The 8,374-nt window shown below is 71.7% G+C and carries 9 protein-coding genes; 3 read left to right on the plus strand and 6 right to left on the minus strand.

Going from position 1 to position 8,374, the window contains the following annotated elements:
• On the minus strand, positions 1-278 hold a 278-nt coding region (locus tag AC6EXY_RS32595; protein ID WP_499818941.1), incomplete at its 3' end, for an LLM class flavin-dependent oxidoreductase.
• Between the two features lie 232 nt (positions 279-510).
• Between AC6EXY_RS32595 and AC6EXY_RS32600 the strand changes: the two genes are divergently transcribed.
• Entirely contained in the window at positions 511-1,524 is a 1,014-nt protein-coding gene (locus tag AC6EXY_RS32600; protein ID WP_499818942.1) for an alpha/beta hydrolase, read from the plus strand.
• Between the two features lie 57 nt (positions 1,525-1,581).
• Here AC6EXY_RS32600 and AC6EXY_RS32605 read toward each other — a convergent pair whose 3' ends face one another.
• On the minus strand, positions 1,582-2,340 hold the full coding sequence (locus AC6EXY_RS32605) for an SDR family oxidoreductase (protein ID WP_101833149.1): 759 nt from the start codon (positions 2,338-2,340) through the stop codon (positions 1,582-1,584).
• A gap of 492 nt (positions 2,341-2,832) precedes the next feature.
• On the opposite strand from AC6EXY_RS32605, the gene AC6EXY_RS32610 reads away from it, so the two are divergent.
• The gene (locus AC6EXY_RS32610) at positions 2,833-4,044 is read left to right on the plus strand and encodes an acetyl-CoA C-acetyltransferase (protein WP_101833148.1); all 1,212 of its coding nucleotides are present in this window, start codon (positions 2,833-2,835) and stop codon (positions 4,042-4,044) included.
• Between the two features lie 526 nt (positions 4,045-4,570).
• On the opposite strand, the gene AC6EXY_RS32615 is transcribed toward AC6EXY_RS32610, so the two are convergent.
• From AC6EXY_RS32615 to AC6EXY_RS32630, 4 genes are all read right to left on the minus strand, one after another.
• Positions 4,571-5,080 (minus strand): MaoC family dehydratase, encoded by a 510-nt coding sequence (locus tag AC6EXY_RS32615; RefSeq protein ID WP_101833321.1) that lies wholly within the window; start codon positions 5,078-5,080, stop codon positions 4,571-4,573.
• Between the two features lie 58 nt (positions 5,081-5,138).
• Positions 5,139-6,335, minus strand: coding sequence for an acyl-CoA dehydrogenase family protein (locus tag AC6EXY_RS32620; protein ID WP_499818943.1), 1,197 nt, complete (start codon positions 6,333-6,335; stop codon positions 5,139-5,141).
• 52 nt (positions 6,336-6,387) lie between these two features.
• Positions 6,388-6,867: a MaoC family dehydratase gene (locus tag AC6EXY_RS32625; RefSeq protein ID WP_101833324.1), complete on the minus strand. Its 480-nt coding sequence runs from the start codon at positions 6,865-6,867 to the stop codon at positions 6,388-6,390.
• A gap of 360 nt (positions 6,868-7,227) precedes the next feature.
• Positions 7,228-8,151 (minus strand): ABC transporter ATP-binding protein, encoded by a 924-nt coding sequence (locus AC6EXY_RS32630; RefSeq protein ID WP_133150787.1) that lies wholly within the window; start codon positions 8,149-8,151, stop codon positions 7,228-7,230.
• Between the two features lie 96 nt (positions 8,152-8,247).
• On the opposite strand from AC6EXY_RS32630, the gene AC6EXY_RS32635 reads away from it, so the two are divergent.
• The coding region (locus tag AC6EXY_RS32635) for a helix-turn-helix domain-containing protein (RefSeq protein WP_499818661.1) at positions 8,248-8,374 on the plus strand (127 nt) is incomplete at its 3' end.

An 8,374-nucleotide genomic window follows, 5' to 3' on the forward strand; every position in this document is an offset into this window, starting at 1 on the left:
GCCGCCTGCTCGGCGAGCTCCGCCGGCGCGTGCAGCGGCGCCACCACGATGCCGGTGCCGAGCCGCACTCGGCGGGTCCGGGCGGCGGCCGCGGCCAGCAGGGTCAGCGGAGCGGGCAGGTAGTCGTCGTCGAAGCCGTGGTGCTCGGTGGCCCAGACGGCGTCGAGGCCGAGCCGCTCGGCCTCCTCGCACAGCTCGGGGAAGGCGCCGTACAGCTCGGCCGGGTCCCGGCGCCACCGGCGCGGGTTGCGCATGTCGAAGTAGACGCCGACGTCCATCGACCCTCACCTTCCGCCGGGGCGCGCCGCGGAGCTGGCCACCGGCCTGACCTGATGAAGAACAATAATTTGACGCTATCGGCTCTGAGGGTCGGCGTCGAGAAGGTGGAACGGCGCTGGATCCCTCGTGGACCTGCCCGAAGGTGGGGAGCCGGCTCGACCGCGAGCGGCCGCCAACGGTAGAGTGATATAAATCATATATCTATTTTCCGGGTTTTGCCGGGAGGATCGCATGACAGGCGCCATCGAGTCCGTCCGCGGGGAACAGGTGGGCCCACCGCCGCCGTTCGACGGCGAGCTCGCCGCCGTACTGGACGCCTTCGTGAGCGCGGGAGCCCCGGAGATCACCCTGGACGCCCTCGAGGCCATGCGGGCGAGCAGCGGCGCCCTGATCGCGCATGAGGATCTCACCCGCGCGGGGGCGGCCGAGACGCGCGAGATCACGGTGGCGGGCCCGCCGGACGCACCGGACGTGACGCTGCTGGTCTGCCGGCCCGCGGGGAGCGCCGCCGGTGCCGCCGCGGCGGCGATGCCGCTGGTGTACTTCATGCACGGCGGCGGCATGATGCTCGGCGACCGACGGCTCGGCTTCGGCGCCGTGGTCGACTGGTGCCTGGAGCTTGGGCTCGTCGCCGTGTCCGTCGAATACCGGCTCGCCCCCGAGCATGCGTATCCCGCGCCGGTCGAGGACTGCTACGCGGGCCTGCGGTGGGTGGTGGAGCAGGCCGCCGAGCTCGGCGCCGACCCGCGCCGGATCGTGATCGCCGGGGCGAGTGCGGGCGGCGGCCTCGCCGCGTCGCTTGCCCACCTGGTGCGCGACCGCGGCGGCCCGGCGCTGCTCGGCCAGCTGCTCATGTGCCCGATGCTGGACGACCGCAACGACTCGTACTCGACCCTGCAGATGGCCGGCACGGGCGTGTGGAAGCGGTCGGACAACCAGCTCGGCTGGCAGGCCCTGCTCGGTGAGCGGCGCGGCCGCCCCGACGTGCCGCCCTACGCCGCCGCCGCCCGCGCGACCGACCACACCGGCCTGCCGGCGACGTTCCTCGACGTCGGCTCCGCGGAGACCTTCCGGGACGAGGGCGTCGCCTACGCGAACCGGATCTGGCAGGCCGGCGGACAGGCGGAACTGCACGTCTGGCCCGGCGGGTTCCACGGCTTCGACCTGCTCGCGCCGCACACCACGCTCGCCCGCCGGGCCGGGGCGGCGCGCCTCGACTGGCTGCGCCGGCTGCTCACGACCTGAGCCCGCCGGCCGACCTGAGCCCGCCGGCCGAGCCGGCGCCGCGCCGCGGCCGACGCGTCAGGCCTTCGGGCCGCCGGCGACGTAGATCACCTGGCCGGACACGAAGCCCGCGCCCTCGCTGACCAGGAACGACACGGTGTGCGCGATGTCCTCGGGCTGGCCGGGGCGGCCGACCGGGATCGCCTTGGCCCGCTCGGCGGCGTACTCGTCGAAGTCCCGGCCGAGGCGGTCAGCCGTCGCCCGCGTCATCTCGGTGGCGATGAAGCCGGGGGCGATCGAGTTCGCGGTGACGTTGTAGCGGCCCAGCTCGATGGCGATCGTCTTGGTGAAGCCCTGCATGCCGGCCTTCGCGGCGGCGTAGTTCGCCTGGCCGCGGTTGCCGAGCGCCGAGGTGCTCGACAGGTTGACGATCCGGCCCCACTTCGCCTCGACCATGTGCTTCTGGACCTCGCGGGTCATCAGGAACGCGCCGCGCAGGTGCACGGTCAGCACCAGGTCCCAGTCCTGCTCGGTCATCTTGAAGACCAGGTTGTCGCGGGTGACGCCGGCGTTGTTGACCAGCACCGTCGGCGCGCCGAGCTCGCTGGCCACCCGGGCGACCGCCGCGGAGACCTGCGCCGCGTCACTGATGTCCGCGGCGAGGCCCAGGGCCGAGCCGCCGTCGGCGACGATGCTCGCCGCGACCTCCTTGGCGCCCGCCTCGTCGAGGTCGAGCAGCGCCACGGCCAGGCCGTCGGCGGCGAGCCGGCGGGCCGTGGCCGCGCCGATGCCCCGGGCCGCCCCGGTCACGATCGCCACGCGTCGGGTCTCGGTCATTTCGGCATCTCTCCTCGTTCACAGTGGTGGGTCGGAGAGCCCCCGCGAGCCCGGAGGCCTCCGCGTCCCGGTCGCCCGCCGCCTGGACCGGCCCGCCGCCTGGGTTCGTCCGGCGTCAGGGTTCGTCCGGCGCCCGGGTTGGTCCATCGCCTGCCTGGCACGTCGGTTGGGTCCGTCGCGTCGGTCGCCGCGGCGGCCGGCCCGGTCGCCAGCGCCCGAGCCTAGCCCGGTGGGCGCGGACGGCGCCAGCGAAGCGGATCAGTGGTGACGGCGCCCGGGATCAGGACTTCCACCCGTGAAGTCGGGCCTACCGGGACGCGGTGGGGTGCCGGTCACGAATCGGGAATGTGCGTCTCGGCTGAGCTATCGTTCAGGCGGGGCCGGTGGCCTTGTTGGGCTGGCGCGGAGCGCGTAGTGGGCCGTCGTCGCCCGGACGTGTGGACCGCGTGGCCACGAGCTGGCCCCGGCGACCTGGTGCGGACAGGAGTTGTCATGCGTGACGCGGTGATCTGTGAGCCGGTGCGGACCCCGGTCGGGCGCTACGGTGGCGCCTTCAAGGGTCTGAGCGCGCACGAGCTCGGCGCGGCGGTGATCCGGGGGCTGCTGGAGCGCACGAAGCTCACCTCGGCGGACATCGACGACGTCCTGTTCGGCTCCTGCTACCCGACGATGGACGCCCCCGCGCTGGGCCGGGTCGTCGCGCTCGACGCGGGCCTGGACATCACCGTTCCCGGCCTGCAGCTCGACCGCCGGTGCGGCTCGGGCGTGCAGACCGTCGCCATGGCCGCGATGCAGGTCCAGACCGGCGTCTCCGACGTCGTGCTCGCCGGCGGCGCGGAGAGCATGAGCAACGCCGCGTTCTACTCCACCTCGATGCGCTGGGGCCCGAACAGCGGCTCGGTCACCCTGCACGACGCGCTCGCCCGCGGCCGGGTCACCGCCGGCGGCGTGAACCACCCCGTCCCCGGCGGCATGATCGAGACGGCGGAGAACCTGCGCCGCGAGTACTCCATCCCCCGCGCGGAGCAGGACGAGTTCGCGCTGCGCTCCCACCAGCGCGCGGTCGCCGCCCAGAACGAGGGCCGCTTCGCCGACGAGATCATCCCGGTGACGGTCAAGGGTCGCAAGGAGAGCGTCGTCGTCGACCGCGACGAGCACCCGCGCGCCGATTCGAGCCTCGAGTCGCTCGGCCGGCTGCGCGCCATCATGGGCCGCGAGGACCCGGAGTCGACGGTCACCGCCGGCAACTCCTCCGGCCAGAACGACGGGGCGTCCGTCTGTGTCGTCACCCACCCGGAGGCCGCCGAGCGGCTCGGGCTGCGGCCGCTGGCCCGGCTGGTGAGCTGGGCCGTCGCCGGTGTCGAGCCGTCGCGGATGGGCATCGGCCCGGTGCCCTCCACGGCGAAGGCGCTCGAGCGGGCCGGCCTGAAGATGTCCGACATGGACCTCATCGAGCTGAACGAGGCCTTCGCCGCCCAGGTGCTCGCCTGCACCCGCGAGTGGGGCTTCGCCGGCGGCGACTGGGACCGTTTCAACGTCAACGGCTCCGGCATCTCGCTCGGCCACCCGGTCGCCGCGACCGGCGGGCGTATCCTCGCCACCCTGCTGCACGAGATGCACCGTCGCGAGGTCCGCTACGGCCTCGAGACCCTGTGCATCGGCGGCGGCCAGGGCATCACCGCCATCTACGAGCGCATCGCCTGACCCGTCCGCCCGGCGTGCCCGCTGGGTCCTCTGCCGCGGGCATGCCGCTGGGCCGCGCGCCGAGCTGTGATCGTCATGGTCGCCGTCGGCGCGCGGCGGGCCGTGGCAGCATTCTGGCAATGTGACGGCGGTCTGTGTCGCGAACCTAGGGACGAATCGGACACGACACGCCGAGTTCGCGACCGGTCCGGGAGGCTGCTGATCGCCGCGCGGCGGCTGGGCCGGTCCGGAAGTCTGGGCCAGCAGGCTCGCGGCAGCGCGGCGGCGGCGCGCGCCTTGGTCAAGGACGGCGGCCTCCGCCTCACCATCGCCCGCGAGTACGACCTCGCCGACCTGCCCCGGGCGATCGCGAACCTCGCCGAGGGACGCATAAGGGAAAGGCGGTTGTCCGCGTCGGCTGACGCGGACAACCGGCTGGGCGTGGACATGACGAAGCCGCCAGGAGGCGGGATGTGCGTCCCGATGCTGGCGGCTTCGTCCTGGCTGGTCTGGCCCGGCGGCGGGAGGGGCCAGGCGGCGGGAGGGGTCAGGCCTGGGGGGCGGGTTCGGGGCGGCCGGGCTGCTCGCCGCCGCGGGCCTCGCCGTAGGCGCGCTTGGGGACCATGACCTTGCGGCGGTAGATGCAGACCAGGGTGCCGTCCTGGTTGTGGCCGCGGGTCTCGACGGTCACGATGCCGCGGTCGTCCTTGCTCCTCGACTCGACCTTGTCGAGCACGGTCGACTCGCCGTAGATGGTGTCGCCGTGGAAGACGGGGGCGACGTGGCGCAGCGACTCGACCTCGAGGTTCGCGATCGCCTTGCCGGAGACGTCCGGGACGGACATGCCCAGCAGCAGCGAGTACACGTAGTTCCCGACGACCACGTTCCGCTTGAACTGCGTCGTCTTCTCGGCGAAGTTCACGTCGAGGTGCAGCGGGTGGTGGTTCATCGTGATCAGGCAGAACAGGTGGTCGTCGTACTCGGTGACCGTCTTGCCGGGCCAGTGCTTGTAGACCGCGCCGACCTCGAACTCCTCGTAGTACCGGCCGAACTGCATGGATCGCCTCGTTCTCCTGGATGGCGGGCTCGGGATCGCGCCTGGGGTGCGGCGGGGCCTAGTGGAGCTTGTACTCCTTGAGCAGGGCGCGGCTGATAATGCGCTTCTGCACCTCGGACGTGCCCTCGCCGATGAGCATGAACGGCGCCTCGCGGTAGAGACGCTCGATCTCGTACTCCTTGGAGTAGCCGTAGCCGCCGTGGATGCGGAACGACTCGGTGGTCACCTCGTGGCAGTACTCGCTGGCCAGGTACTTCGCCATGCCGGCCTCGACGTCGTTGCGCTCGCCGTTGTCCTTCTTGCGGGCGGCGTTCACCATCATCAGATGGCCGGCCTCGACCTTGGTCGCCATCTCGGCGAGCTTGAAGGCGATGGCCTGGTGGTCGGCGATCTGGTGGCCGAAGGTGCGGCGCTGCTGGGCGTAGGCGATCCCCAGCTCGAAGGCGCGGATCATGATGCCGCAGGCGCGGGCGGCGACGTTGACCCGGCCGACCTCGACGCCGTCCATCATCTGGTAGAAGCCGCGGCCGGCCTTGTCCTCGCCGCCGAGGATGGCGGACGCGGGCACCCGGTGGCCGTCGAGGATCATCTCGGTCGTCTCGACGCCCTTGTAGCCGAGCTTGTCGAGCTTGCCGGGGATGGTGATCCCGCCGTGGGTGCCGAAGCCCGGCTCCTTCTCCAGCAGGAACGTCGTCATGTTCTTGTAGACCGAGTCGGCGCCCTCGTCGGTCTTGACGAGGGTCGCGACCACACCGGAGCGGGCGCCGTTGGTCAGCCACATCTTCTGGCCGGTGATGACGTAGTCGTCGCCGTCGCGCTCGGCGCGGGTGGTGATGGCGGAGACGTCCGAGCCGCAGCCCGGCTCGCTCAGCGAGAAGGCGCCGCGGCAGTCCCCGGTGGCCATCTTCGGCAGCAGCCGGGCGCGCTGCTCCTCGCTGCCGTGCTGCAGCACCAGGTAGGCGACGATGAAGTGGGTGTTGATGACGCCGGAGACGCTCATCCAGCCACGGGCGATCTCCTCGACCATCAGCGCGTAGGTGAGCAGCGACTCGCCTAGGCCGCCGTACTGCTCGGGAATGGTGATCCCGAACAGCCCCATCTCCTTCATCGCGTTGATGATCTCTTCGGGGTACTCGTCCTTCTTCTCGAGATCACCCGCGTTTGGGAGGATCTCCTTGTCCACGAACGTGCGCACGGCCGCCAGAATGTCGGCCTGGACGTCGGTGAGCCCGTCGGTCTGCGCGATCCTGCCCATTGCCCCGCTCCTGTCGTCTGTCTGCCCGGTTCCTGTGCCTGTCGGGCGGCGCTCACTCGCCCCCGCGGATGAGGCGCACCGGGTTGTAGGTGAGGACGACCTCGTCGCGCTGGTTGTGAACGGTGTTGCGGGTGGTCACCACGCCGCGGTTGCCGCGGCTGGCGGGGCGCGACTCGGTGACCTCGACGACGACGGTGAGCGTGTCGCCGACGTAGACGGGGGCGCTGATCGACAGGTCCGTCTGCATGAACGCCATGCCGGTGCCGTGCAGCACGTTGGTCTGCAGGACCAGGCCCTCGGCGTAGGAGAAGACCATCATCCCGGGGATGAGCCGCCCGGTGTAGCCGACGGACCTGGCGTGCTCGGCGTCCATGAACAGCGGCTCGGAGACGCCGACGAGCTGGCGGAACAGCACCAGGTCCGTCTCGGTGATCGTGCGCGCCGGCGTCCGGAACACGCTGCCGACCTTCATCTCCTGGTAGGTCTGGCCCGCTACCAGGGGCGGGACGGAACCGGCTGCCGGGGCTGTCATGACCTTCTCCTCTTCGCCGATCACCTGCGGATCACCGTCGATCCCGGTGCCGGCGCGAGGACCGGGGAGCGCGCGCCAACCGTCGGGAATAACGGGCAGATTATTAACACGATGATCGCGTGTCCGACAACGTGTGTGAATGTGGGCATGCCAACAGGCGCCCGGCGGTGATCGGCTCCCCCCTCGGCGTCCCGCGGGAAGGCGGATGCCGACGGTCGGCACCGGACGAACCGCCAGCGGGCAGCGTAACCCGTTGCCCCCGCCTCGCGCCCCCTTCGGCGGCAGGCCCCGGACAGAGAGCCGCCCCACGCCGGGCAGGGTTCGCCGGCGTGGGGCAGCGGTGACGGGCCGTGGGTCGGGTCAGTCCTCGGCGCCGCCGACGTAGCGGGCGAACACGTCCTCGGACATCAGCTCCGCCGCGGGCCCACCGAAGACGATCTCACCGCGCCGCAGCACGTACGCCGTCGTCGCGATGCCGAGCGCACGGACCACGAACTGGTCGACCAGCAGCAGTGAGGTGCCCTCGGCGCTCACCGCCTGCAGGAAGGCGAAGATCTCGTCGACGATCACGGGCGCGAGGCCCAGGGACGCCTCGTCGACGAGGATCAGCTTCGGACTGCGCACGTGAGCCTGGGCCATGGCCAGCATCTGCTGCTGGCCGCCGCTGAGCGTGCCCGCGGTCTGGGTGAGCCGCTCCCCGAGCACCGGGAACGCCTCGACGGCGCGCTCGATGGCCGCGGACTCTCCCCCCGGGAACGACTGCATGATCAGGTTCTCCCGGACGGTCAGGCTCCGGAAGATGCCCCGGCCCTCCGGGATGTGGCACAGCCCCAGCCTGGCCCGGCGGTGCGGCGCCAGCCGGGTGATGTCCGTGCCCTCCATCTCGACCCGGCCGGCGGTGGGGCGCAGCAGCCCGCAGACCGTGCGCAGCAGCGTCGTCTTGCCCGCCCCGTTCGGCCCGAGCAGCGCCACCGCCGTGCCGCGCGGCACGGTGAGGGAGACGCCGCGCAGCACCGTCGTGTCCTCGTAGCCGCTCACCACCCCGCTCAGGTCGAGCGCGGGGATGGTCTCCTCCTTCGCCTGGGCCGCCTCCTCCTCCCGGACGTCCGCGGGCTGGGCGGCGACGTGGGCCGCCGACGGGGCGGCGGCGTCGGTGTCCGCTGCGGCGTCGTCCTCTGCGCCGGCGTCCTGAGCGGGAACGGCGTCCGGCTCGGGCTTGGCGGTCGGGGTCTGTCCCGCTGTGCTGCTCTCGCTGACCGGGGTACCCGCCGTCGGGGTCGTCATCGGATTTGCGCCGTGGATACTCCGACCTTCAGGTCGGAGAGGAAACGGTGTTCAGTGGTGGAACGCATGATCGAATCCTTTCCGTAGAATAGGGGTGTGTCCCGCTACCGGCTTTCGCCGACGTCTGAACAGGCCGTTGGGCTTGACGAGCACTGCGGGCATGCGCGTTTCGTGTGGAATCTTGCTGTGGAACAGCAGTCGTGGTGGTCGGGCTATCGGGGGA

This window comes from Frankia sp. RB5 (assembly GCF_059816245.1).

Coding starts and splice junctions, on each gene's coding strand:
- AC6EXY_RS32610 (WP_101833148.1), top strand. CDS start 2,833: ATGCGTGACGCGGTGATCTGTGAGCCGGTGCGGACCCCGGTCGGGCGC.
- AC6EXY_RS32605 (WP_101833149.1), bottom strand. CDS start 2,340: ATGACCGAGACCCGACGCGTGGCGATCGTGACCGGGGCGGCCCGGGGC.
- AC6EXY_RS32625 (WP_101833324.1), bottom strand. CDS start 6,867: ATGACAGCCCCGGCAGCCGGTTCCGTCCCGCCCCTGGTAGCGGGCCAG.
- AC6EXY_RS32630 (WP_133150787.1), bottom strand. CDS start 8,151: ATGACGACCCCGACGGCGGGTACCCCGGTCAGCGAGAGCAGCACAGCG.
- AC6EXY_RS32600 (WP_499818942.1), top strand. CDS start 511: ATGACAGGCGCCATCGAGTCCGTCCGCGGGGAACAGGTGGGCCCACCG.
- AC6EXY_RS32615 (WP_101833321.1), bottom strand. CDS start 5,080: ATGCAGTTCGGCCGGTACTACGAGGAGTTCGAGGTCGGCGCGGTCTAC.
- AC6EXY_RS32620 (WP_499818943.1), bottom strand. CDS start 6,335: ATGGGCAGGATCGCGCAGACCGACGGGCTCACCGACGTCCAGGCCGAC.